The 24,641-nt window shown below is 59.7% G+C and carries 25 protein-coding genes; 19 read left to right on the top strand and 6 right to left on the bottom strand.

Annotated features, from left to right (window positions below):
- Nucleotides 1–3 precede the first annotated feature (3 nt).
- Nucleotides 4–1,158, bottom strand: coding sequence for an MFS transporter (locus F8N43_RS00865; RefSeq protein ID WP_150640088.1), 1,155 nt, complete (start codon nucleotides 1,156–1,158; stop codon nucleotides 4–6).
- Between the two features lie 279 nt (nucleotides 1,159–1,437).
- Here F8N43_RS00865 and sstT point away from each other — a divergent pair, with 279 nt between their 5' ends.
- Complete coding sequence (gene sstT / locus F8N43_RS00860; RefSeq protein ID WP_150632541.1) at nucleotides 1,438–2,670, top strand: serine/threonine transporter SstT; 1,233 nt, start codon at nucleotides 1,438–1,440, stop codon at nucleotides 2,668–2,670.
- 471 nt (nucleotides 2,671–3,141) lie between these two features.
- Here the strand turns inward: sstT and F8N43_RS00855 are convergent, their stop codons facing one another.
- A complete protein-coding gene (locus F8N43_RS00855; protein WP_150632540.1) occupies nucleotides 3,142–3,651 on the bottom strand; it encodes a DUF1993 family protein in 510 nt (169 codons plus the stop codon).
- A gap of 139 nt (nucleotides 3,652–3,790) precedes the next feature.
- Here F8N43_RS00855 and F8N43_RS00850 point away from each other — a divergent pair, with 139 nt between their 5' ends.
- On the top strand, nucleotides 3,791–4,438 hold the full coding sequence (locus tag F8N43_RS00850; protein WP_150632539.1) for a YceH family protein: 648 nt from the start codon (nucleotides 3,791–3,793) through the stop codon (nucleotides 4,436–4,438).
- Between the two features lie 62 nt (nucleotides 4,439–4,500).
- On the opposite strand, the gene F8N43_RS00845 is transcribed toward F8N43_RS00850, so the two are convergent.
- Together F8N43_RS00845 and F8N43_RS00840 are read right to left on the bottom strand one after the other, a co-directional pair.
- Nucleotides 4,501–5,019, bottom strand: coding sequence for a cupin domain-containing protein (locus tag F8N43_RS00845; RefSeq protein ID WP_150632538.1), 519 nt, complete (start codon nucleotides 5,017–5,019; stop codon nucleotides 4,501–4,503).
- A 198-nt stretch (nucleotides 5,020–5,217) separates the two neighbouring features.
- Nucleotides 5,218–5,904, bottom strand: coding sequence for an alpha/beta family hydrolase (locus tag F8N43_RS00840; RefSeq protein ID WP_150637935.1), 687 nt, complete (start codon nucleotides 5,902–5,904; stop codon nucleotides 5,218–5,220).
- Between the two features lie 111 nt (nucleotides 5,905–6,015).
- On the opposite strand from F8N43_RS00840, the gene ccoN (F8N43_RS00835) reads away from it, so the two are divergent.
- The 8 genes from ccoN (F8N43_RS00835) to ccoP (F8N43_RS00800) all read left to right on the top strand — a co-directional run bounded on the left by ccoN (F8N43_RS00835) (nucleotide 6,016) and on the right by ccoP (F8N43_RS00800) (nucleotide 12,918).
- On the top strand, nucleotides 6,016–7,440 hold the full coding sequence (gene ccoN, locus F8N43_RS00835) for a cytochrome-c oxidase, cbb3-type subunit I (RefSeq protein WP_150632536.1): 1,425 nt from the start codon (nucleotides 6,016–6,018) through the stop codon (nucleotides 7,438–7,440).
- 10 nt (nucleotides 7,441–7,450) lie between these two features.
- Nucleotides 7,451–8,059, top strand: coding sequence for a cytochrome-c oxidase, cbb3-type subunit II (gene ccoO, locus F8N43_RS00830; protein ID WP_008028522.1), 609 nt, complete (start codon nucleotides 7,451–7,453; stop codon nucleotides 8,057–8,059).
- 3 nt (nucleotides 8,060–8,062) lie between these two features.
- Nucleotides 8,063–8,263, top strand: coding sequence for a cbb3-type cytochrome oxidase subunit 3 (locus F8N43_RS00825; protein WP_150632535.1), 201 nt, complete (start codon nucleotides 8,063–8,065; stop codon nucleotides 8,261–8,263).
- Complete coding sequence (gene ccoP / locus F8N43_RS00820; protein WP_150632534.1) at nucleotides 8,260–9,213, top strand: cytochrome-c oxidase, cbb3-type subunit III; 954 nt, start codon at nucleotides 8,260–8,262, stop codon at nucleotides 9,211–9,213. Before F8N43_RS00825 ends, ccoP (F8N43_RS00820) begins: the two co-directional genes overlap by 4 nt.
- Nucleotides 9,214–9,696: 483 nt before the next feature.
- On the top strand, nucleotides 9,697–11,139 hold the full coding sequence (gene ccoN / locus F8N43_RS00815; protein ID WP_150632533.1) for a cytochrome-c oxidase, cbb3-type subunit I: 1,443 nt from the start codon (nucleotides 9,697–9,699) through the stop codon (nucleotides 11,137–11,139).
- Complete coding sequence (gene ccoO / locus F8N43_RS00810) at nucleotides 11,139–11,747, top strand: cytochrome-c oxidase, cbb3-type subunit II (RefSeq protein ID WP_008028530.1); 609 nt, start codon at nucleotides 11,139–11,141, stop codon at nucleotides 11,745–11,747. Before ccoN (F8N43_RS00815) ends, ccoO (F8N43_RS00810) begins: the two co-directional genes overlap by 1 nt.
- A 5-nt stretch (nucleotides 11,748–11,752) precedes the next feature.
- Complete coding sequence (locus F8N43_RS00805; RefSeq protein WP_003175465.1) at nucleotides 11,753–11,938, top strand: CcoQ/FixQ family Cbb3-type cytochrome c oxidase assembly chaperone; 186 nt, start codon at nucleotides 11,753–11,755, stop codon at nucleotides 11,936–11,938.
- On the top strand, nucleotides 11,935–12,918 hold the full coding sequence (gene ccoP, locus F8N43_RS00800) for a cytochrome-c oxidase, cbb3-type subunit III (RefSeq protein WP_150632532.1): 984 nt from the start codon (nucleotides 11,935–11,937) through the stop codon (nucleotides 12,916–12,918). The genes F8N43_RS00805 and ccoP (F8N43_RS00800) overlap by 4 nt, the downstream gene beginning before the upstream one ends.
- A 55-nt stretch (nucleotides 12,919–12,973) precedes the next feature.
- On the opposite strand, the gene F8N43_RS00795 is transcribed toward ccoP (F8N43_RS00800), so the two are convergent.
- Nucleotides 12,974–13,990, bottom strand: coding sequence for a metallophosphoesterase family protein (locus tag F8N43_RS00795; protein ID WP_150637949.1), 1,017 nt, complete (start codon nucleotides 13,988–13,990; stop codon nucleotides 12,974–12,976).
- Between the two features lie 237 nt (nucleotides 13,991–14,227).
- On the opposite strand from F8N43_RS00795, the gene F8N43_RS00790 reads away from it, so the two are divergent.
- The 7 genes from F8N43_RS00790 (at nucleotide 14,228) to hemN (ending at nucleotide 22,572) form a co-directional block, all read left to right on the top strand.
- Complete coding sequence (locus tag F8N43_RS00790) at nucleotides 14,228–15,220, top strand: metallophosphoesterase family protein (RefSeq protein ID WP_150653064.1); 993 nt, start codon at nucleotides 14,228–14,230, stop codon at nucleotides 15,218–15,220.
- A gap of 256 nt (nucleotides 15,221–15,476) precedes the next feature.
- On the top strand, nucleotides 15,477–16,892 hold the full coding sequence (gene ccoG / locus F8N43_RS00785; protein ID WP_150632529.1) for a cytochrome c oxidase accessory protein CcoG: 1,416 nt from the start codon (nucleotides 15,477–15,479) through the stop codon (nucleotides 16,890–16,892).
- An 11-nt stretch (nucleotides 16,893–16,903) separates the two neighbouring features.
- A complete protein-coding gene (locus F8N43_RS00780; RefSeq protein ID WP_150653063.1) occupies nucleotides 16,904–17,443 on the top strand; it encodes a FixH family protein in 540 nt (179 codons plus the stop codon).
- 157 nt (nucleotides 17,444–17,600) lie between these two features.
- On the top strand, nucleotides 17,601–20,051 hold the full coding sequence (locus F8N43_RS00775) for a heavy metal translocating P-type ATPase (protein WP_150632528.1): 2,451 nt from the start codon (nucleotides 17,601–17,603) through the stop codon (nucleotides 20,049–20,051).
- 24 nt (nucleotides 20,052–20,075) lie between these two features.
- Complete coding sequence (ccoS, locus tag F8N43_RS00770) at nucleotides 20,076–20,294, top strand: cbb3-type cytochrome oxidase assembly protein CcoS (protein ID WP_008028543.1); 219 nt, start codon at nucleotides 20,076–20,078, stop codon at nucleotides 20,292–20,294.
- Nucleotides 20,287–20,970 (top strand): sulfite exporter TauE/SafE family protein, encoded by a 684-nt coding sequence (locus tag F8N43_RS00765; protein WP_008028545.1) that lies wholly within the window; start codon nucleotides 20,287–20,289, stop codon nucleotides 20,968–20,970. The genes ccoS and F8N43_RS00765 overlap by 8 nt, the downstream gene beginning before the upstream one ends.
- A gap of 219 nt (nucleotides 20,971–21,189) precedes the next feature.
- Nucleotides 21,190–22,572 (top strand): oxygen-independent coproporphyrinogen III oxidase, encoded by a 1,383-nt coding sequence (gene hemN, locus F8N43_RS00760; protein ID WP_150632587.1) that lies wholly within the window; start codon nucleotides 21,190–21,192, stop codon nucleotides 22,570–22,572.
- On the opposite strand, the gene F8N43_RS00755 is transcribed toward hemN, so the two are convergent.
- Nucleotides 22,569–23,048 (bottom strand): hypothetical protein, encoded by a 480-nt coding sequence (locus F8N43_RS00755; RefSeq protein ID WP_150653062.1) that lies wholly within the window; start codon nucleotides 23,046–23,048, stop codon nucleotides 22,569–22,571. The genes hemN and F8N43_RS00755 overlap by 4 nt on opposite strands.
- Before the next feature lie 156 nt (nucleotides 23,049–23,204).
- Between F8N43_RS00755 and fnr the strand changes: the two genes are divergently transcribed.
- Both fnr and F8N43_RS00745 read left to right on the top strand, forming a co-directional pair.
- Nucleotides 23,205–23,939, top strand: coding sequence for a fumarate/nitrate reduction transcriptional regulator Fnr (gene fnr / locus F8N43_RS00750; RefSeq protein WP_150632526.1), 735 nt, complete (start codon nucleotides 23,205–23,207; stop codon nucleotides 23,937–23,939).
- A 79-nt stretch (nucleotides 23,940–24,018) separates the two neighbouring features.
- The gene (locus F8N43_RS00745; RefSeq protein WP_027921719.1) at nucleotides 24,019–24,567 is read left to right on the top strand and encodes an adenine phosphoribosyltransferase; all 549 of its coding nucleotides are present in this window, start codon (nucleotides 24,019–24,021) and stop codon (nucleotides 24,565–24,567) included.
- Nucleotides 24,568–24,641: the final 74 nt, after the last annotated feature.

Genomic DNA, 24,641 nt, shown 5'->3' with positions numbered 1-24,641 from the left:
GGGTCAGGCGCAGACTTCGCGGGGTTTGAACGTCATCAGTGCCATGGCCAACAGGATCGAGATCAGAATAAAACCGGCCGCCGCAAAGCCAAGCCCACCCAGGCCAACGCTGTCGATCACCCGGCCGCCGACCATCGCACCCAAACCGATCCCGAGGTTGGCACCGGCAATATTCAGCGATGCGGCAAAGGCTGGCGCTTCAGGCGCAGCCTTCATCAAACGCACATGGCTGACCAGGAACAGCGCCGCTTGCGTCACGCCCCAGATCCCCATCGCCGCCGCCAGGCCCAGCGGCGAATGGATGTTCGGCACCAGCGCCACCATGCCGGCGATCATGAAGGCGCAGAACGTCACCGAAGCGATCAGCGGATGACGATCCACCGCGCGACCGCCCAGCGAATTGCCGATCAAACCGACCGCACCGAAGCCCATCAGGCACCAACCCACCACCGTGCCGTTGAAACCGGCCAGCCGCTCGAGGATGTCGGCCAGATAGGTGTAAGCGGTGAACATGCCGCTGAACACCAGGATCGACAGCAACACGTGCCCAATCATCAGCGGGCTGCGCAGGATCTTGAACTGCGAGCGGAAGCTCACTTGGTGCTGATGCAAATTGGTTTTCGGCAAGTAGATAAACAGCAGCAACGCCTTGGCGAACGCGATCACCGCGAGAATGCCGAAGGCACTGCGCCAACCGAATGCATCGGAAATCAACGTGCCGACCGGAATGCCGAACACCGTGGCGCAGACGATGCCGAAACCGATCTTGGCGATGGCGCGTCCGGCGTAGTCCGGCCCGACGATGTCCACCGCCGTCTCACTGGCCAGGGCCCAGAACACCGGCAGCCCGAGCGCGGGAATCAATCGCGCAACGGCCATCACCCAGATGTTCGGCGCAAACGCCGCGAGGGTGTTGGCCAGACCGAACATGATCAACACCGAGATGAACAACTTGCGCCGCTCGAACCGGGCGAAGTACGCGGTCAGGAACGGCCCGAACGCCGCGACGGTGAAGGCGAACAAGGTCACCAGCAAACCCGCCTGCGGGATGGTGACTTCGAGATCGCGGGCAATTGCCGGCAACAGGCCGACGATGACGAATTCCGTGGTCAGCACCGTGAAGCCGGCGGCGGACAACAGAAGAATGGGCAACAACATGCAGAACTCCAGAAAACGACAACACCAGCGATAGCCCGAAGGCCCACTGGCAGAGATGAAAATGAGGATGGGCAATCTTAACAGAGTGTTTCCAAACACGGTTGCACGAACCTGCACATCGCGTTTAACCGGCAGGTGGCAGATCGTCACAGGTCTGAAGGATCAAGCCGACGCTGTGATAAAGTCCGCGCCCTGCGATTCGTACACCTGTTCATCCGCCCGTTAATGGCCGTGATGTCGCGACACCTCCGCACCTAATAAAATCAGAGATGCCGTTTTATGACTGCTTCATCCCCTTCGCTATTGCAACGTTTGAAACGCTTGAGCCTGGTTACGCAAATCGTTATCGGCCTGCTCGCCGGGATAGCCTTGGCGCTGGTTGCGCCTGAGGTGGCGAAGTCCACCGCGTTTATCGGCAAAGTGTTCGTCTCGGCGCTGAAAGCCGTCGCGCCGATTCTGGTGTTCGTGCTGGTCATGGCGTCGATCGCCAACCACAAGCACGGCCAGGAAACCCACATCCGGCCGATTCTGTTTCTGTACCTGCTGGGCACATTTGCCGCGGCCGTGGTCGCGGTCGTGGCCAGCATGATGTTCCCGTCGAACCTGGTGCTGTCCACCCACGACGTCGCGGTGACAGCGCCGGGCGGCATCAGTGAAGTGTTGCAAAGTCTGATGCTGAGCGTGGTCGACAACCCGGTCAGCGCCCTGATGAATGCCAATTTCATCGGCATTCTGGCGTGGGCCATCGGTATGGGCATCGCCATTCGCCATGCCGGCGACACTACGCGCGAAGTCCTCGGCGACTTGTCCAACGGCGTGACCCTGATTGTGCGCCTGGTGATCCGTTTTGCGCCGCTGGGGATTTTCGGCCTGGTGGCATCGACCCTCGCCACCTCCGGTTTCGGTGCCTTGATCGGCTACGCGCATCTGCTGGCGGTATTGCTGGGTTGCATGCTGTTTGTGGCGCTGGTGATGAACCCGGTGATCGTGTTCTGGAAGCTGCGTCGCAACCCGTATCCGCTGGTGATCACGTGCTTGCGTGAAAGCGGCATTACGGCGTTTTTCACCCGCAGCTCGGCAGCGAACATTCCGGTCAATCTGGAACTGAGCAAGCGTCTGGGGCTGCACGAGGACACTTATTCGGTTTCCATTCCGCTGGGCGCGACCATCAACATGGCGGGCGCGGCAATCACCATCACCGTGCTGACCCTGGCAGCCGTGCACACGCTAGGCATCGCCGTGGACATTCCGACCGCCATCCTGCTGAGCGTCGTCGCCGCGGTCTGTGCCTGTGGCGCTTCGGGTGTGGCAGGCGGTTCGTTGTTGCTGATTCCACTGGCGTGCAGCCTGTTCGGCATTCCGAGCGAAATCGCCATGCAGGTGGTGGCAGTCGGGTTCATTATCGGCGTGCTGCAGGACTCGGCGGAGACTGCGCTGAATTCTTCGACTGATGTGCTGTTTACGGCGGCGGCTTGCTTGGGTGAGGACGAGAAGGCTCAGCGTTTGGCATGATAACCGGCCGGCCTATCTCTTCAAGCGTACGCATTCCCCCTGTGGGAGCTAGCCCGCTAGCGATGGGCGTTAACGATAACGCGTGCGGTCTGAATGAACGCGGTGTCTGGACGTCCATCGCTAGCAGGCTAGCTCCCACAGGGGGATTGTTGTCCGGCATTACATCGGGTTAGCCCCCCCCCGGCCACGGATGGCCGATGGCGGCGGGCCCATGGAGCAGGAACGGAGCGAGGCACCGTACGTCAGGGACGCGGGCGCTGGGTTACTTGGGGTCGGGCGGCGTTCCGTTTTTCCAAGTATCCCGCGGTAAGAGCAGAACCAATAGCCGCCATTACCGCAGGAATGGATATGTACACCATCAAAACCTAAGCCACCTGACACACCGCCTTCGCGAGCAAGCTCGCCCCCACAAGACCAATAAAAAGCCCGCCAAGGCGTCAACCTTGGCGGGCTTTTTTGTACGTGGGCGGGTTAGAACGCGCCCATGTAATCGCGCTTGCCCACTTCCACACCGTTGTGACGCAGCAGTGCGTAAGCGGTGGTGACGTGGAAGAAGAACTGCGGAAGGCCGTAGCTCAGCAAGTAAGCCTGGCCACTGAAGCGCTTCTCTTTCGGCGTGCCCTGACGGGTGATGATCTCGATACCTTCCTTGCCGTTGATCTGCTCGGGCTTGATCTCGCCGATGTAGGCCAGAACCTTGGCGATCAGCGCTTGCAGCTCGGCGAAGGTGGTTTCGGTGTCGTCATATTTCGGCACTTCGATCTCGGCCAGACGCGAGGAAACACCTTTGGCGAAATCAACCGCGATCTGCACCTGACGCACCAGCGGGAACATGTCTGGGTACAGACGGGCTTGCAGGAAAGCGTTCGGATCGATGTTCTTGGCTGTAGCGTGGGCTTCGGCCTTGTTCAGAACGTCGCTCAGGGCATTGAGCATTTGTTTGAAAACCGGGACGGAAGCGTCATACAGGGAAATGGTCATGGCAGTCTCGTGTTGTGACAGGAGGGAAACGTGGGCCGATTATAGCCATGCGCGACGCTCCTGCGGCTTGTCTTTTATCCAGCAAGGATTAGGCTAGGCGGCTTCGACTGCATGCTTCGACAGCAAAGGGAAAAGCGTGATGAGCACTGAGCAAGAGACCACCTTCGACGAGCCGCGGCTCAACAGCACGGAAATCCGCATTCTGGGTTCGTTGATCGAAAAACAGGCCACCAGCCCGGAAACCTACCCGCTGACCCTCAATGCCCTGGTGATTGCCTGCAACCAGAAAACCAGTCGCGAACCGGTAATGAACCTCACCCAGGGCCAGGTCGGACAGAGCCTGCGCGCCCTTGAAGGTCGCGGCTTTACCAAACTGGTGATGGGCAGTCGCGCCGACCGCTGGGAACACAAGGTCGACAAGGCACTGGAACTGGTGCCGGCACAGGTCATTCTGACGGGGCTGCTGTTTCTGCGCGGCCCGCAGACGGTCAACGAGCTGCTGACCCGCAGCGGCCGCATGCATGAGTTCGAAGATGCCGAACAAGTTGTACATCAACTTGAACGGCTGATTGCTCGCGGTCTGGCGTTGCTGATTCCGCGTCAGGCCGGGCAACGTGAAGATCGCTACATGCACGCATTGGGTGATCCGGCGGACATCGAAGCGATTCTGGCGGCACGGCAAAATCCGTCGGAGCGCGGTGCCGGCAGCGGTGTGTCCGTGGAGCGCATCGAAGAACTTGAGGCCCGGATTGCCGCGCTGGAGGAGCGCCTGGCACGCCTCGAATAACCGCACCACACATCAACATGTGGAAGCGAGCAAGCCCCACATTGGATTTGTGGTGCCAGTTGTTACTCGCCGTCCCAGTAATCCACGCCATCGGCCTGTCTGGCGATGGCAACGAAGCCTGAAGCATTGCCTTGGGCATCGACCTTGAAGTCGTCCATCACGGCGTATTTGCCAGAGTCCGGGTACTCGCAAATTTCCGGCGATTGCTGGGTGCTGACCGCCAAATAGCGCAGTTCGGCGTCGCTGGTGTTGATGATCTGGTGCGCCGCTTCCGGACCGCCTGGCGGGCAGGCAATCACGTCACCGGCGCAGATAGGAAAACGCTCGGCGCCGAGACGAATCTCCCCTTCCCCCGCGACGACGTAAAACATCTCCTCGTTGACCCGATGACTGTGAAACGGGCTACCGCGCATGCCCGGTTCCAGCACGTACAAGCGATAGCCGAGTTTCTGCGCACCCAGCCGCTGACCGACGCGTGCCATCCGCTGCTGATAGCGGCCGGCAGTTTCACCGGAAGGCGCCAGTGCTTCTGGCAGCGGTTCGAGATCGACCTGATGCAGATTGAGGATGGCGGGATGCATGAAAAACCTCGGGCATGGTTTTATGGGGGGCAAGTCTTTGCTTGCTCGCGAGCAGTATAGTTATTCGTTGGCTGGACCGGCCCCTTGGCGGGCAAGCCCTCCCAAAGGGTTACACATTGATCTCAAAATCGGGCAACACCACCTATCACTGTGGGAGCGGGCTTGCCCGCGATGAGGCTCTGACTGAAGACGCACATTTCACTGCAGGAATTCGGCAACCTTGCCCGCCGCCGAAGCCAAATGCTGCTCATGGGTAAACCCTGAAGCCTTCAGCGGCTTCAAATCATGATCCCCCGCCACCAACCAGAACACCTCGATACTCGGCGACAACGCATAACCCTCAACCGCCTCACGATTACCCAACGCATCGCGCTCACCCTGCACAATCAACGTCCGGGTCTTCAGCGCCGCCAAATGCTCGACCCTCGGCTTCTGCGGTTTACCCACCGCATAAAACGGATACCCCAGGCACACCAACGCATCCACCCCCAGCTCATCGGCTAACAGGCTCGCCATCCGCCCGCCCATGGACTTGCCGCCAATAGCCACACGCCCAGTGACATGGCGTCGCACCACCGCATACACCTCGCGCCAGCATTCCAGCAGTTTCGGCGCCGGGTTCGGCGGACGTTTGCCGCCATCGACACGCCGTTGCGCCATGTACGCAAACTCAAAGCGCAACACGTTGACGCCAAGCGCAGCAAGGCGCGCAGCCATGTCGTTCATCCAGGCGCTGTCCATCGGCGCCCCGGCGCCATGCGCAAGAATCAGCGTGACAGGCTCGACCGAAACCGTCGAAGCGGCCTCGTTCCACAGCCATCCATATTCCCGCACACACTGCGCCCATTGATCCCCGTCAATACTGGCCTTGTGCTCTTTGTCCATGCTTGCCTCGCTTTTAGTCTGCCTATAACTCCAGGCGAAGGGAGCGTCTGCCTTGCGCGGCTTACTCGCAAAGACGGGCCTTCACTTCGGCTGAACCGTGGATGGGGAACCATGAACACTTCTATCAGTACCGCCTACAACTACAAGGTGGTCCGCCAATTCGCCATTATGACGGTGGTGTGGGGCATCGTCGGCATGGGGCTCGGGGTTTTTCTCGCGGCCCAATTGGTCTGGCCTGAACTCAACTTCAATTTGCCGTGGACCAGTTTCGGCCGGTTGCGCCCGTTGCACACCAACGCGGTGATCTTCGCTTTCGGCGGTTGCGCCCTGTTCGCCAGTTCGTTCTATTCGGTGCAGCGCACCTGCCAGACCCAACTGTTTGCACCAAAAATCGCCGCGTTCTGCTTCTGGGGCTGGCAAGTAGTGATTCTGCTGGCTGCTATCAGCCTGCCGCTGGGTTACACCAGCTCCAAGGAATACGCCGAACTGGAATGGCCGATCGATATCCTGATCACCATCGTCTGGGTCGCCTACGCCATCGTGTTCTTCGGCACATTGGCCAAGCGCAAGACCAAGCACATCTACGTCGGCAACTGGTTCTTCGGTGCATTCATCATCACCGTGGCCATCCTGCACATCGTCAACAACCTTGAACTGCCGGTGAGTTTCACCAAGTCCTACTCGGTGTACGCCGGTGCGACCGATGCCATGGTTCAGTGGTGGTACGGGCACAACGCCGTAGGCTTTTTCCTCACCGCCGGTTTCCTCGGGATGATGTACTACTTCGTGCCGAAACAGGCCGAGCGTCCGGTGTATTCCTATCGCCTGTCGATCGTGCACTTCTGGGCATTGATCACCCTGTACATCTGGGCCGGTCCGCACCACTTGCACTACACCGCGCTGCCGGACTGGGCGCAGTCGTTGGGCATGGTGATGTCGCTGATCCTGCTGGCGCCAAGCTGGGGCGGCATGATCAACGGGATGATGACGCTCTCGGGCGCCTGGCATAAGTTGCGCAGCGACCCGATCCTGCGCTTCCTTGTGGTCTCCCTGGCGTTCTACGGCATGTCGACCTTCGAAGGTCCGATGATGGCGATCAAGACCGTCAACGCACTCTCCCACTACACCGACTGGACCATCGGCCACGTTCACGCCGGTGCACTCGGCTGGGTGGCAATGATTTCCATCGGCGCGCTGTACCACATGATCCCGAAAATCTTCGGTCGCCCGCAGATGCACAGCATCGGCCTGATCAACGCGCACTTCTGGCTCGCCACCATCGGCACCGTGTTGTACATCGCGTCGATGTGGGTCAACGGCATCGCCCAGGGCCTCATGTGGCGCGCAGTCAACGAAGACGGCACGCTGACCTACTCCTTCGTCGAAACCCTGGTGGCCAGCCACCCAGGCTTCGTCGTGCGACTGGTGGGCGGTGCGATCTTCCTCAGCGGCATGTTCCTGATGGCTTACAACACCTGGCGCACCGTGCGGGCCTCGCAGCCTGCCGAAGTCGCCGCTGCCGCGCAGATGGCCTGAGGAGTCCGCCATGAAACACGAAACAATCGAGAAAAACGTCGGCCTGCTGATGCTGCTGATGGTCCTGGCCGTGAGCATCGGCGGTCTGACGCAGATCGTCCCGCTGTTCTTCCAGGACGTGACCAATAAACCGGTGGAAGGCATGAAGCCCTACACCGCGCTGCAACTGGAAGGTCGCGACATTTACATCCGCGAAGGCTGCGTCGGCTGCCACTCGCAGATGATCCGGCCGTTCCGCGCCGAGACCGAACGTTATGGGCACTACTCGGTGGCCGGTGAGAGCGTCTGGGATCACCCGTTCCTCTGGGGTTCGAAACGTACCGGGCCGGACCTGGCACGGGTCGGCGGCCGTTACTCTGAAGACTGGCACCGCGCGCACTTGTACAACCCGCGCAACGTGGTGCCGGAATCGAAGATGCCGGCCTATCCATGGCTGGTGGCCAATCAGCTCGACAGCAGCCACACCGAAACCAAGATCAAGGCAATGCGCACGCTTGGCGTGCCGTACACCGATGCCGACATCGCAGGCTCGGTCGAATCGCTCAAGGGCAAGACCGAAATGGACGCATTGGTCGCCTACCTGCAAGTGCTCGGCACTGCCATCAAGAGCAAGAGGTGAGCCATGGTCATTGAGATGAGCAGTGGAATGATCCGCGGCCTGGGCACGGTCGTGGTGTTCGTGGCCTTCGTCGGCCTGACGTTGTGGGTGTTCAACAACAAGCGCAATCCGGAGTTCGCCGAAGCGCGTTTGCTGCCGTTCGCCGATGAACCCCTGGCCGACGACGCCACCCAAGAACCTGAAACAAGGAGTACCCGGTCATGACCACTTTCTGGAGTACGTGGATCTGCGTACTGACCATCGGCAGCCTGATCGGCCTGACCTGGCTGCTGATCGGCACTCGCAAGGGCGAAACCAAGGGCAGCGTCGACCAGACCATGGGCCACAGCTTCGACGGCATCGAGGAGTATGACAATCCGCTGCCGCAGTGGTGGTTCATGCTGTTCGCCGGCACGCTGGTGTTCGCCGTGGGTTATCTGATTCTTTACCCGGGCCTGGGCAACTGGAAAGGCGTCCTGCCGGGTTACGAGGACGGCTGGACCGGCGTCCACGAATGGGAAAAGGAGATAAACAAGGCCGATGCGAAGTTCGGGCCTATCTTCGCCAAATTCGCCGCCATGCCCGTGGAAGAAGTAGCCAAGGACCCGCAAGCGCTGAAAATGGGCGGCCGCCTGTTCGCGTCGAACTGCTCGGTGTGCCACGGCTCGGATGCCAAGGGCGCTTTCGGCTTCCCGAACCTGGCCGACAGCAACTGGCGCTGGGGCGGTGACGCCGAGATGATCAAGACCACGATCATGGGTGGGCGCATGGCGGCGATGCCGGCCTGGGGTGAAATCCTGGGTGATGCCGGCGTGAAAAACGTCGCCGCGTATGTGCGTCATGAACTGGCCGGCCTGCCATTGCCGGAGGGCGACACCGCCGACCTGCACGCCGGACAGCAAGCGTTCAGCACCACCTGCGTAGCCTGTCATGGGGCAAACGGCCAGGGCACTGAAGCCATGGGAGCGCCGAATCTGACGCAACCGGCCGGATTTATCTACGGTACAAGCCTGGCGCAACTGCAACAAACCATTCGTCATGGCCGCCAGGGCCATATGCCGGCGCAGAACGAACTGCTCGGCAACGACAAGGTGCAACTGCTGGCCGCTTATGTGTACAGCCTGTCCCACGGTCTGAATACAGAGCGTTTGCAGGCTAAAGGCAAAAGCGAATAATTCTTGACCGCTCTGCTGCCGCATTCTTCCCGGATGCGGCAGTTCCCTGCCCCTTTGCGACCCATTGTCGCACCCTCCTATAGTCCGCCTTTCGGTCCACCCGATTCGGGTCTAAGCTTGCCCCGATGCGGACTGGCTTGAGCCGGTTCCAGGTCGACCCGACCCGATGTGTTCGACGAATCTGCTCGATGACAAGCCGCAAAGGCTGGTAGATACCGGCTGTCGTGCCAATTGCCATCGGTCACCCGATCGTTGCGTTTGAACACACCCCGTTACATCTGACCTGACCCTCTCATCATTTTCGTTCGCTGCGACATTTTGTCCGAGGGCGATTTTGTCCTTACGCGGCGCATGGAAAGGCCGCAGAATCAGCTTTTGAAAGCATTGACCCAGGTCATGGCGCGTTGCAATGACCCCCTGCTTTCTCCATACTTGCGGCCGATTTTTACTCCTAATAAAACACCCAAACCGTGGAACCTTAGAATGAGCACAGCAATCAGTCCGACTGCTTATAACTATAAGGTAGTCCGCCAGTTCGCCATCATGACGGTGGTCTGGGGGATCCTTGGCATGGGGCTCGGTGTCTTCATCGCCTCGCAACTGGTCTGGCCGGAGTTGAACTTCGGTCTGCCATGGACGAGCTTTGGACGCCTGCGCCCGTTGCACACAAACCTGGTGATTTTCGCCTTCGGTGGTTGTGCACTGTTTGCCACTTCTTATTACGTCGTGCAGCGAACCTGCCAAACGCGACTGATTTCCGACAGCCTCGCAGCCTTCACCTTCTGGGGTTGGCAAGCGGTGATCGTCGGCGCCATCGTTACCTTGCCGCTGGGTTACACCACCACCAAGGAATACGCTGAGCTGGAATGGCCGCTGGCTATTCTGCTGGCCATCGTCTGGGTCACCTACGGTCTGGTGTTCTTCGGCACCATCACCAAGCGCAAGACCAAGCACATCTATGTGGGCAACTGGTTCTACGGTGCCTTCATCGTCGTGACGGCGATGCTGCACATCGTCAACCACGCCTCGCTGCCGGTCAGTTTCTTCAAGTCCTACTCGGCCTACGCCGGTGCAACGGATGCGATGATCCAGTGGTGGTACGGCCACAATGCCGTAGGTTTCTTCCTGACCACCGGCTTCCTCGGGATGATGTACTACTTCGTTCCGAAGCAGGCCGAGCGTCCGATCTACTCCTATCGCCTGTCCATCGTGCACTTCTGGGCGCTGATCACCCTGTACATCTGGGCCGGTCCGCACCACCTGCACTACACCGCGCTGCCGGACTGGGCGCAGTCGCTGGGCATGGCCATGTCGATCATCCTGCTGGCGCCGAGCTGGGGCGGCATGATCAACGGCATGATGACCCTGTCGGGCGCCTGGCATAAGCTGCGCACCGACCCGATCCTGCGCTTCCTCGTGGTATCGCTGGCGTTCTACGGCATGTCGACCTTCGAAGGCCCGATGATGGCCATCAAGACCGTCAACTCGCTGTCGCACTACACCGACTGGACCATCGGCCACGTACACGCCGGCGCTCTTGGCTGGGTAGCGATGATCTCGATCGGCGCGATCTACCACATGATCCCGAAACTGTTCGGTCGTGCGCAGATGCACAGCATCGGCCTGATCAACGCGCACTTCTGGCTCGCGACCATCGGTACCGTGCTGTACATCGCTTCGATGTGGGTCAACGGCATCACCCAGGGCCTGATGTGGCGTGCAATCAACGACGACGGCACCCTCACCTACTCGTTCGTCGAAGCGCTGCAAGCCAGCCACCCTGGTTTCATCGTTCGCGCCCTGGGCGGTGCGTTCTTTGCCAGCGGCATGCTGTTCATGGCCTACAACGTATGGCGTACCGTCCGTGCCTCGAACCCGGCCGAAGCTGAAGCCGCCGAACAGATTGCTGTAGTTGGAGCTCACTGATGAAGCATGAAGCAGTCGAGAAGAACATTGGCCTGCTGGCCTTCTTCATGGTTATCGCCGTCAGCATCGGCGGCCTGACCCAGATCGTTCCGCTGTTTTTCCAGGACGTTACCAACAAGCCGGTCGAAGGCATGAAGCCGCGTACCGCCCTTGAACTGGAAGGACGCGACATCTACATCGCCAACGGTTGTGTCAGCTGCCACTCGCAGATGATCCGCCCGTTCCGTGCTGAAACCGAACGTTACGGCCACTACTCGGTTGCCGGTGAAAGCGTCTGGGACCACCCGTTCCTGTGGGGTTCCAAGCGTACCGGTCCGGACCTGGCCCGTGTCGGCGGTCGTTACTCCGATGACTGGCAGCGTGCGCATTTGTACAACCCGCGCAACGTAGTGCCGGAGTCGAAAATGCCGGCCTACCCGTTCCTCGTGGAAAACAAGCTCGACGGCAAAGACACCGCCAAGAAAATGGAAGTCTTGCGCACGCTCGGCGTCCCTTACACCGACGAAGACATCGCCGGCGCCAAGGATGCTGTGAAGGGCAAAACCGAAATGGACGCGCTGGTGGCCTATCTGCAAGGCCTGGGCACCATCATCAAAAGCAAACGGTGATTTAGATGGATATCGGGATGATTCGTGGCCTGGGCACCGTCGTTGTGATGGTGGCCTTCATCGGTCTGGCGTTGTGGGTATTCAGCCCCAAGCGCAAGTCGGAGTTTGAAGACGCGACCTTGCTGCCTTTCGCGGATGATCCCGAAGCCATCAAGCACGTCGAGCAAGCTTCTAGGAGTAACAAAGAATGACTACGTTCTGGAGTCTGTACGTCACAGTCCTCAGTCTCGGCACCATCTTCGCCCTGACCTGGCTGCTGCTGTCCACCCGCAAGGGCCAGCGCGCCGAGCAAACAGAAGAAACGGTTGGCCACTCCTTCGACGGGATCGAGGAGTACGACAACCCACTGCCGAAATGGTGGTTCATGCTGTTCGTGGGCACCATCATCTTCGCCCTGGGCTATCTGGTGCTGTACCCGGGCCTGGGTAACTGGAAAGGCCTGCTGCCGGGCTACAACTACCTCGATAACGAGAAGCAGACCGCGTTCGCCAACGGCCAGAGTGGCTGGACCGGCGTTCACGAATGGGAAAAGGAAATGGCCAAGTCGGACGCCAAGTTCGGTCCGATCTTCGCCAAATTCGCTTCCATGCCGATCGAAGAAGTCGCCAAGGACCCGCAAGCCCTGAAGATGGGTGGCCGTTTGTTCGCCTCCAACTGCTCGGTCTGCCACGGCTCCGACGCCAAGGGCGCCTATGGCTTCCCGAACCTGACCGACGCCGATTGGCGCTGGGGCGGCGAAGCGGAAACCATCAAGACCACCATCATGGGCGGTCGTCACGCAGTGATGCCGGCATGGGCTGAAGTGATCGGCGAGCAAGGCGTTGCGGACGTTGCCGCGTTCGTGCTGACCAACCTCGATGGCCGCAAGCTGCCGGAAGGCACCAAGGCTGACCCGGTTGCCGGGCAGAAACTGTTCGCCGCCAACTGCGTAGCGTGCCACGGTCCGGCCGGCAAAGGGACGCCAGCAATGGGCGCACCTGACCTGACCCACCCTGGCGCGTTCATCTACGGTTCGAGCTTCGCTCAACTGCAGCAGACCATCCGTTACGGCCGTCAGGGCCAGATGCCTGCGCAGGAACAGCTGCAAGGCAACGACAAGGTTCACCTGCTGGCCGCTTACGTCTATAGCTTGTCTCACGGTGAGAAGGCTCCGGCGCAAGACGCTCAGTAAGGCAAACGCCTGATGCAAAAAAAGGCCCCGTCAGTGAGAACTGGCGGGGCCTTTTTTATGGGCGACTGGTCCGCTTTGATATCGCCGGCACTGTCGCTATCAGTTCACGTTTTTGCCACTGGTTGTTGTCGACCGCGTAGACGTGCAGGTTTTTACGATCCTCGGAAAAACTGGCGATCAGGTAAGTCTGCTGGGATGCGCTGCCACTGATGAAACCGGGCACACTGCTCGTGTACCACATGGAGCCACCATTCCTATGAAGATGACCGGCGAACATTGCAGTCACTTCATATTTATCGATCATATCCCTGAAGCGTTTTTCCTGACTCCAGTCGCCCATAAAATCGTTGGGTTTATGCATGTTCAGGAGAATGATTTTCCCCTGCGCGCGTGCCTGTTCAAGGTCACGCTCAAGCCAATCGAGTGCCGGAGTAATTTCAAAAACCGTCGGACTGAAAAGGGTGCCCGAAGAGAAGCTCACCGAGTAAGTCGGCTCGTTATGTAACTGCACCAGATGCACATCACCATATTCCCTTGAGTATGCAAGGCTGCCGTAATAAATGGTGCTCGGCCATGAAGCCCGTGCCGCCAAATCCATACTATCGACCTTTCCCCAATAACGTTTCTTCAGATCTTCAATGCTTCCAGCGGCGCAATTATTCAGAAAACAATCATTCACGTTATTTTGATAATCATGATTACCCAACCCGTAGTCATAAACCCCTTGAAGTTTTGCATCCAGCGTCTGCTGGACGTAGGAACGCTCCCCCGCATGACCGAAGGCGGTCATATCGCCATTGATCATCACGGGCACCGCCGCGCTTCCCCCCTGATATCGCCTGAAGTCCGCAATGCTGTCGTACTGGGTTTCAATCAGCCACCTGGAGCGTTCCAACCGCTGCGAATCGGACTCCGGCAACCGGGCATCGGTGTTGTCGGTCCAGGGAAACTGCGGGTCAGAAGCGAACACTATATGCCGTGGCGTTTGCGCCGACGAAGCCCCATACGCAACAGGAACTGCCCAGACACTGACCAGCAACACCAACAATCGCCATCCTTTGCTTATTTGCATAATGCCTTTTTCCTTAATACTTAATAGTGAGCAGAACCAAAAAAATCCATTTAAAAACTTACCTGCAAAAAGCAAACTACAACAGCACTTACTCAACACCAACAAATAACATATTTAGAATCACGAAACATAAGCTTCAAAAAAAACAAAACTTACTGATTGAACCAATCAAACCAACCCGCTTAAATCCCCTCCTGACTTTCAATACAACTACCACTTTAATGGAAATGGATTTCTATGAAATTTTATACACCACCCACCGTGTTGATCCTGGCGCTCGCTGTAACGGCCACTTCTTTAATGGCTACTGACTTCGCCCCGCGACATATCGTATTTGCTTCGGACCCCAAGTTCCCCTCAAGTGAAAAGTCCGAACAAGGCGAAGTTGAATCCGCCTCAAACAAGGAAGAACGTTCACGGTGGCTGATCGACGCGCAGTACACCAGCATCGCTGACTTTCGCAAGCAATCGGGAGGCGCCGCTGCCGTTCCCGTCATGATCAACGGCAACATGACGGCATCAGGACAACCCAGTGAACGCACCTACCTCAACGCGGTATTGCAGAACAAACTGAGCAATCTCTATGACTATGGCCTGGGCAGTCACGACTACGACTTCAACGTCGCCAGTTGCACGCGTTGCGCCGCCGCAAGCGTGGACGACCTCAAGGATCGGTACTGGGGAAAAGTCGCCAACATGGACCTCGCGGCGCGGGCTTCCGGCCTGACGAAAACCTGGTATGGCAGCCTCGCATACTCCCGGGATTACGGTGACGTTCACCTTGTTCAGTTGCACAACGAACCCACTTACAACGTCAACTTTTCCACCGGCTCGTTCTTCCAGACAACCGCCTATGAGATCACGGCATCCCTCGACTGGCTGGAACGCGATCTGCAGCGGGCACGGGCGCAAGGCAAAATCATTTTGCTGAACTTGCATCAACCGTTTCACTGGCCGGTCAGGGAGAGCGAGATTTTCCGGTTCACAAAGATGATCGAGGACTACGGCGTGACCGCCGTGTTTTCCGCGAATGCGAACAAACAAAGCGGGAAATATGAGTCGAGCAACTACATCTACGCAGATATTCCGCTGTTCATGAGCGGTTCGGCGGTCCAGCAAAGCTGGTTGTATGCCACGTTCTCTGCCGATAGAACGCAAATGACAGTGAACGTCATCGCGGGCAACGACTGGCTTAACCCGGTCGCGACTCACACTGTCCCGGTCAAATAACGCGCAGATCGACGCCAACGTCAAAACCGTTGGCGTCGATGACGAACACCGGCCAGCTATACTCGACAAGTCAATTGATCTGAATCATGTTTTGTTACATCTGCTACACCATTCATGATTTTTCCCCAACGCGACCAAAGGTCGCACCCTTGAGTTAGAGCTAGAGGCGTATCATTGCGCCACTGCAACAGCCCTTTTTGACCGCGGTCGGCATGCACTGACCGAGGCATTTTTCCACTGCCGTGGGATGCAACCGATGAGCAACCAGATTCCGGTACACGACGTTACCCCGCCTGCCAAGAACGCGAACAACAGCGTCGACCTTTACGCCTCTCGAGAAAAGATCTACACCCGCGCCTTCACCGGCCTGTTCCGCAACCTGCGGATGATGGGCGGGGCCTTTTTGTTTCTGTTGTATTTCGGCACGGTGTGGCTGAACTGGGGCGGTCATCAAGCCGTCTGGTGGAACTTGCCGGAGCGTAAATTTTTCATTTTTGGCGCAACGTTCTGGCCTCAGGACTTCATCCTGCTCTCGGGCATTCTGATTGTCAGCGCGTTCGGCCTGTTCTTCATTACCGTGTACGCCGGTCGCGTCTGGTGCGGCTACACCTGCCCGCAAAGCGTCTGGACGTGGATTTTCATGTGGTGCGAGAAAGTCACCGAAGGCGACCGCAACCAGCGCATCAAGCTCGACAAGGCGCCGATGAGCGGCAACAAGTTCCTGCGCAAACTCAGCAAACACTCGATGTGGCTGTTGATCGGCTTCGCAACCGGCATGACCTTCGTCGGTTATTTCTCGCCGATCCGCGAGCTGACCATCGACTTCTTCACCGGCGAGGCCGATGGCTGGTCGTATTTCTGGGTCGGTTTCTTCACCCTCGCCACTTACGGCAACGCCGGCTGGTTGCGCGAGCAGGTGTGCATCTACATGTGCCCGTATGCGCGCTTCCAGAGTGTGATGTTCGACAAGGACACGCTGATCGTCTCCTACGATCCCCGTCGCGGTGAAGCCCGTGGCCCGCGCAAGAAAGGTGTCGACTACAAGGCGCAGGGCCTGGGTGATTGCATCGATTGCACCATGTGCGTCCAGGTCTGCCCGACCGGCATCGACATCCGCGACGGCCTGCAAATCGAATGCATCGGTTGCGCCGCCTGCATCGATGCCTGCGACAGCATCATGGACAAGATGGATTACCCGCGCGGCCTGATCAGCTACACCACCGAGCACAACCTGTCCGGGCAAAAAACCCATAAACTGCGCCCGCGGCTGATCGGCTACGCCGCCGTGTTGCTGGCGATGATGGGCTTGCTGGCGGGTGCGTTCTTCATGCGTTCGCTGGTCGGTTTCGACGTCAGCAAGGACCGCGTGCTGTATCGCGAGAATGCCGAAGGCCGAATCGAAAACGTCTACAGCCTGAAGATCATGAACAAGGATCAGCGCGACCACACCTATGTGCTGGAAGCCGCTGGCCTGCCTGACCTGAAGCTGCAAGGCAAACGTGAGATCAAGGTCGCCGCCGGCGAGATTTTCAGCCAGCCGGTGGAACTGTCCATCGCCCCGGAAAAACTGCCATCGAGCACCAACGAGGTGAAATTCATCCTCAAGGATGCCGATGACGAGAGCATCCACGTTGAAGCCAAGAGCCGATTCATCGGCCCACAAATTCGTTGAGAGAAGTGATCATGCCCGCAGCAAACGCCGCAAGTCCTTGGTACAAGCACCTTTGGCCGTGGATCATCATCGCCATCCTCGCCTGTTCGGTGACCCTGACCTTGTCCATGGTGACCATCGCGGTGAACAACCCGGACAACCTGGTCAACGACAACTACTACGAGGCCGGCAAAGGCATCAACCGCTCCCTCGACCGTGAACTGCTGGCACAGACCCTGCTGTTGCGCGCCAGCGTGCACCTGGATGACGTGACCGGCGAAGTCGACCTGCGCCTGAGCGGCAACAGCCAACCAAAAACCCTCGAACTGAACCTGATCTCGCCGACCCAGCCCGAGAAGGATCGCAAGATCACCCTCACCCAAAGCGAAACCGAACAGGGCCGCTACATCGGCCAGTTGAGCGACAAGGTTGAAGGTCGTCGCTTTGTCGAACTGCTGGGCACTCAGGACGACCACATCTGGCGCATGTTCGAAGAAGAGCTGGTCAGCCATGACAAGGATCTGCTGCTGGGTGACGAACCGCTGCAAGGCGCGGAAGACCTGAAAAAGTAAAAAGCCTGCGCTGCGCACATCGCGAGCAAGCTCGCCCCCACAGTTGATCACTGTCGTACACAGAATTTGAGTTCACCAATGATCCATGTGGGAGCGAGCTTGCTCGCGATGAGGCCCGACCCGACGACACAGATTCAGCGGTACCAGTGAATACCTGATGACCACGCCACTCCCCTGCTACCACTGCGCCCTGCCCGTCCCGGCCGGCAGCCGCTTTACCGCTGCCGTCCTCGGTGAAACCCGCGAGTTCTGCTGCCCGGGTTGCCAGGCCGTGGCTGAAGCGATTGTCGCCGGCGGGCTGGAAAGCTATTACCAGCATCGCAGCGAAGCCTCGGCCAACCCCGAAGCGTTGCCGGTGCAGTTGGTGGACGAACTGGCGCTGTACGATCGCGCCGACGTGCAAAAACCCTTCGTCCGCCACGATGGCGAACTCGCCGAAACCACGCTGCTGATGGAAGGCATCAGTTGCGCGGCCTGTGGCTGGCTGATCGAGAAACACTTGCGCGGTTTGCCAGCAGTGGCCGAAGCGCGCCTGAACCTGTCCAACCATCGCCTGCACGTACGCTGGGCCGATGCGCAACTGCCGCTGAGCCAGGTGCTCAGCGAGTTACGCCACATCGGTTATGCCGCTCATCCCTATCAAGCCGACCGCGCCAGCGAACAGCTGGCCAGCGAAAACCGCCTGGCCCTGCGCCAACTCGGGGTCGCCGGGCTGCTGTGGTTCCAGGCGATGATGGCGACCATGGCCACCTGGCCGGAATTCAACATCGACCTCAGCCCGGAGCTGCACACCATCCTGCGCTGGGTCGCGCTGTTCCTCACCACGCCCATCGTGTTCTACAGCTGCGCGCCGTTCTTCAAAGGGGCGATGCGCGATTTACGCACCCGCCACCTGACCATGGACGTTTCGGTGTCGCTGGCGATTGGCAGTGCCTACATCGCCGGGATCTGGACCTCGATCACCGGCGTCGGCGAGTTGTATTTCGATGCCGTCGGCATGTTTGCGTTGTTCCTGCTGGCCGGGCGTTATCTGGAGCGTCGCGCCCGCGAACGCACCGCCGCCGCCACCGCACAGCTGGTCAATCTGTTGCCCGCCTCGTGTTTGCGCCTGAGCGCCGACGGTCAGAGTGAGCGGATCCTGCTCAGCGAACTGCGCGTCGGCGATCGAGTGCTGGTGCATCCCGGCGCGATCCTGCCGGCCGACGGCAAGATCCTCGACGGCCAGTCGAGCATCGACGAATCCCTGCTCACCGGCGAGTACCTGCCACAACCGCGAACGTTGGGCGATGCTGTCACCGCCGGCACCCTGAACGTCGAAGGCGCATTGACCGTGGAAGTCCTGGCGCTGGGCCAGGACACGCGCCTCTCCGCCATCGTCCGCCTGCTCGACCGCGCCCAGGCCGAAAAGCCACGACTGGCGGAAATCGCCGACCGCGCCGCGCAATGGTTCCTGCTGCTGACACTGATCGCCTCCGCCTGCATTGGCCTGCTTTGGTGGGAGCTGGATTCATCACGTGCATTCTGGATCGTGTTGGCGATGCTGGTCGCGACCTGCCCATGCGCCCTGTCGCTCGCGACGCCAACCGCACTCACCGCCGCCACCGGCACCCTGCACAAGCTGGGTTTGCTACTGACCCGCGGCCATGTGCTGGAGGGCCTGAATCAGATCGACACGGTGATCTTCGACAAGACCGGCACCCTTACCGAAGGGCGCCTGGCGCTGCGCTCGATCCGCCCCCTCGGCGCGCTCGACAGCGATCAATGCCTGAGCCTCGCCGCCGCCCTCGAAAACCGTTCCGAACACCCCATCGCCCGTGCGTTTGGCCGCGCGCCGCTGGCCGCCGAAGAAGTCCACAGCACGCCGGGACTGGGCCTGGAAGGTGTGGTCGGCGAGCAACGCCTGCGAATCGGCCAACCGGGTTTTGTCTGCGAACTCAGTGGCGCCGCCGTACCGCGGATGCCGGAGGAAGCCGGCCAATGGCTACTGCTCGGCGACACCGTCGGAGCGCTGGCGTGGTTCGTCCTCGACGACCGTTTGCGCGCCGATGCACCTGCATTGTTGAAAGCGTGCAAGGCGCGTGGCTGGCGCACGTTACTGCTGTCGGGCGACAGCTCGCCGATGGTCGCCAGCGTCGCCGCTGAACTGGGCATCGACGAGGCCCGTGGCGGTTTGCGCCCGGACGACAAATTGCAGGTCCTGCAACAGCTGCACAAGGAAGGTCGCAAGGTGTTGATGCTCGGTGACGGCGTGAATGACGTGCCGGTGCTGGCCGCCGCCGACATCAGCGTTGCCATGGGTTCGGCCACCGATCTGGCAAAAACCAGTGCTGACGCCGTACTGTTGTCCAACCGCCTCGACGCGCTGGTGCAAGCGTTCAGCCTCGCTCGGCGCACCCGTCGGGTCATCATCGAGAACCTATTGTGGGCCGGGCTGTACAATGGCCTTATGTTGCCGTTTGCCGCCCTCGGCTGGATCACGCCAGTGTGGGCCGCAGTCGGCATGTCGATCAGTTCGTTGACCGTGGTGCTGAACGCCTTGCGCCTGACTCGCCTGCCGAGTACGCCAGCGGTCAACGCCACGCCAGAAACCCGCCCGCTGCCGGCCTGAGCCGCGCGGGCATGGAGTCTCACCATGCCAGCTCTCTACGTGATGATCCCGGCCGCGCTGCTGATCGTGGCCATCGCGGTCTACATCTTTTTCTGGGCGGTCGACAGCGGTCAGTACGACGACCTCGACGGCCCGGCCCATAGCATCCTGTTCGACGACCAGGACCCGAATCACACCGCCGCGGTCGATGAGGCCAGCGGCCATCCGGCCAAACCGGACGACAAGGCACCTCCGCATGTTTGAGCTGGCACCACTGCTGGTGTCTGCGGTGATCCTCGGCCTGCTCGGCGGCGGTCATTGCCTGGGCATGTGCGGCGGCTTGATGGGCGCGTTGACCCTGGCGATCCCCAAAGAGCAACGCAGCCGTCGGTTTCGATTGCTGCTGGCCTACAACCTGGGGCGAATTCTCAGCTACGCCGCGGCGGGCTTGCTGATCGGCCTGGCGGGCTGGGCGGTGGCGAACAGCCCGGCGGCCATGTTCATGCGCATCCTCGCCGGACTGCTGCTGATTGCCATGGGCCTTTATCTCGCCGGTTGGTGGAGCGGCCTGACCCGCATCGAAAGCCTCGGTCGCGGTCTGTGGCGGCATATCCAGCCAGTCGCGAACAAATTGCTGCCGGTGTCGAGCCTGCCGCGCGCGTTGTTGCTGGGCGCGCTCTGGGGCTGGCTGCCGTGCGGGCTGGTTTACAGCACGCTGCTGTGGTCGGCGAGCCAGGGCAATGCGCTGGACAGTGCATTGCTGATGCTCGCGTTCGGACTGGGCACCTGGCCGGTGTTGCTCGCCACGGGGCTGGCGGCCGAGCGCGTCACGGCGCTGTTGCGCAAACGGTATGTACGGATGACGGGGGGCTTGCTGGTGATGTTGTTTGGCATCTGGACCCTCCCGGGCCCGCATCAGCATTGGCTCATGGGGCACTAGATCGGCGCAGGCCCCATCGCGGGCAAGCCCGCCCCCACAGGAATTGGGGCTTTCCACACATTCGGGGCTCGACACAAAACCTGTAGAAGCGAGGCGTGCCCGCAAAGAGGCCCGCACCGACCACCCGAATCCTGACCGTTGATGCAAATCAAGATGCCCCCACGCCGCACGCCATAGACTTGCCGACACTGCCAGCCTATCCGGGGGAATGCCCGCATGATGCTCGACGCCATTCGTTGGGATACCGATCTGATCCGCCGTTACGACCTGGCGGGACCGCGTTACACCTCATACCCGACCGCCGCGCAGTTCGATGGTCATATCGGCTCCTTCGACCTGCTCCATGCGCTGCGCGAAAGCCGCAAGGCCCTGCGTCCGTTGTCGCTGTACGTGCACGTGCCGTTCTGCGCGAACATTTGCTACTACTGCGCCTGCAACAAAGTCATCACCAAGGATCGCGGCCGCGCACTGCCCTACCTGCAACGCCTGGAGCAGGAAATCCAATTGATCGCCTGCCATCTCGACCCGGCGCAGAAGGTCGAGCAATTGCACTTCGGTGGCGGCACACCGACCTTTCTCAGCCACGACGAACTGCGTCAGCTGATGGCCCAATTGCGCAAAAGCTTCAACTTGCTGGATGACGATTCCGGCGACTACGGCATCGAGATCGACCCGCGTGAAGCCGATTGGTCGACCATGGGCCTGCTGCGTGAGCTGGGTTTCAATCGGGTCAGTATCGGCCTGCAAGATCTCGACCCGGCCGTGCAACGAGCGGTGAATCGCCTGCAAAGCCTGGAGGAAACCCGAGCGGTGATCGACGCCGCACGGACGTTGCAATTTCGCTCGATCAACATTGACCTGATCTACGGTTTGCCAAGACAGACGCCGGAGAACTTCGCCCGCACGGTCGACGAAGTGATCAACCTGCAACCGGACCGACTGTCGGTGTTCAACTACGCGCACTTGCCGGAGCGCTTCTTGCCGCAACGGCGAATCAACGGCGACGAATTGCCGACGCCTGCACAGAAGCTGGAAATGCTCCAGCGCACCATCGAACAGCTGACCGCCGCCGGCTACCGTTACATCGGCATGGATCACTTCGCCCTGCCCGACGATGAGCTGGCGATTGCTCAGGAAGAATCAACCCTGCAACGCAACTTCCAGGGCTACACCACTCACGGCCATTGCGATTTGATCGGCCTCGGCGTCTCGGCCATCAGCCAGATTGGCGACCTGTACTGCCAGAACAGCAGCGACCTGAATCAGTATCAGAACGCCTTGGCCAGCGCACAACTGGCCACCAACCGCGGCCTGCTGTGCAACGCCGACGACCGCCTGCGACGAGCAGTGATTCAACAATTGATTTGCAGTTTCAACCTCGAGTTCACCGAGATCGAGAAGGTTTTCAATATTGATTTTCGTGGTTACTTCGGCAGTTTGTGGCCGCAACTGCAACGCATGGCCGAGGACGGACTGATTGAACTGAGCAATGAACGAATCACCGTTCTGCCCGCCGGACGCTTGTTGGTGCGATCGGTGTGCATGGTGTTCGACGCACACCTCGAACAACAGAACCGTCAGCGATTCTCGCGGGTGATCTAAGGCTTCATCGCCAGAGACGCGGTCTTCAACACCTGCTCGGGGGTCAGGTTTGACTGAGTCATGGCTTTGGACAGGGACATATTGGCGGTAATCAATCCGCCATTGAGCGAGCCGATGGCCGCTTGCAGCGCGCCCAGTTTGGCCCTGCGCTCTTCGGCTGAGAGTCGTTTGTCTGACATCACCGCTTGCATGCGCGCGACGTTCTCGGCGATTTGCTGCTGCAATCGGCGAATCATTTTCAGTATCTGTTGAATGTTTTCCGGCAACCCGCTTTCTTCAATGTCCTTGTTGTCACCGTGGGAACTGGCAGCCTTGGTCAAACCGGCGCCTGACAACGAGACTTTGATGCCTTCAGCCACGGGCGAAGTGGCCGGGCCCAGGGCAATTGCCGAGTTTTCGCCGGTCGAGCCGCTTGCAGGCTCAAGCAGTGATTGCACCCCATTGTTGCCTGAGTTGAGCACACCGATGGTGGCCATGAATCGAATACCTTTGGGCAGAGACAGATACCCGGTTATCGGCCGCCGATCACGGCGCTTTACCGCGGCGCGACAAATCGGCACAGCGCTGGCCGGATAGTCTCTCCGTGAGTTACCCTTACGTCTTATGTGTGTTCTCCCACAAGGATTTAAGAAATGTCCGAGCCAGTAAAGATGCGCGCTCCTAACCAGGCCCATTGCAAGGATTGCAGCCTGGCTCCCCTCTGCTTGCCGCTTTCTCTGAATCTGGAAGACATGGATGCGCTGGACGATATCGTTAAACGTGGCCGTCCGCTGAAAAAGGGCGAGTTCCTGTTCCGTCAGGGCGACGTTTTCGACTCCGTTTATGCAGTACGCTCGGGCGCCCTGAAAACCTTCAGCCTCAGCGATGGCGGTGAAGAACAACTCACCGGCTTTCATTTGCCGAGCGAGTTGGTCGGCCTGTCGGGCATGGACACCGAAAAGCATCCGGTGTCGGCGCAAGCGCTGGAAACCACCTCGGTCTGCGAAATTCCGTTCGAGCGCCTCGACGAACTGGCGCTGCAACTGCCGCAATTGCGCCGTCAGTTGATGCGCGTGATGAGCCGCGAAATCCGCGACGATCAACAGATGATGTTGCTGCTGTCGAAAAAAACCGCCGACGAGCGCATCGCCACCTTTCTGGTCAACCTGTCGGCGCGCTTCCGTGCTCGTGGCTTCTCGGCCAATCAGTTCCGCCTGAGCATGTCGCGCAATGAAATCGGCAATTACCTGGGCCTGGCAGTGGAGACCGTGTCGCGGGTGTTCACGCGTTTCCAGCAAAACGAACTGATCGCCGCCGAAGGCAAGGAAATCCATATCCTTGATCCGATCCAGCTCTGCGCCCTGGCCGGTGGCTCGATCGACGGTTGATTGCGACGACGGCGGCTGAGCGAAACGGTTCAGCCACCGTTATACTGCGACGTTTGCAGCCTGCCAGGACAACTCGACGATGGTCTTCGACTCCTTCGACATCAAATCCCTGATCCGCCCGGTGATCGACTTCCCGAAACCGGGCGTCATCTTTCGCGACATCACCCCGCTGTTCCAGTCGCCCACAGCCCTGCGCCTGGTGATGGACAGCTTTGCCCACCGTTATGTCGAGGCCGATTTCACCCACATCGGCGCCATGGATGCCCGTGGTTTCCTGATCGGTTCGGTGCTGGCCTATCAGTTGAACAAGCCGCTGGTGCTGTTCCGCAAGCAAGGCAAACTGCCGGCGGACGTGCTGGCCGAAGGTTATGCGACCGAGTACGGCGAAGCCTTCCTCGAAGTCCACGCCGACAGCTTGTGCGAAGGCGATTCGGTGGTGATGTTCGATGACCTGATCGCCACCGGCGGCACGCTGATTGCGGCCGCGAACCTGATTCGGCGCATGGGCGCGCGGGTTCATGAGGCGGCGGCGATTATCGATCTGCCGGAGCTGGGTGGGTCGCAGCGCCTGGAAGACATGGGAATTCCTACTTTCTGCCTGACACAGTTTGCGTTGACCGATAAGTAAGCGGCGCCTTCACTGACGCCATCGCTGGCAAGCTCCCACAGGATTGTCGTTAGATGCAAATCTTGCATTCGACA

Source organism: Pseudomonas fluorescens (assembly GCF_902498065.1).
GTDB classification, from domain to species: domain Bacteria; phylum Pseudomonadota; class Gammaproteobacteria; order Pseudomonadales; family Pseudomonadaceae; genus Aquipseudomonas; species Aquipseudomonas fluorescens_BJ.
Note: the sequence above shows the minus strand (reverse complement) of the source record. Positions and strands in the feature narration are given on the sequence as shown.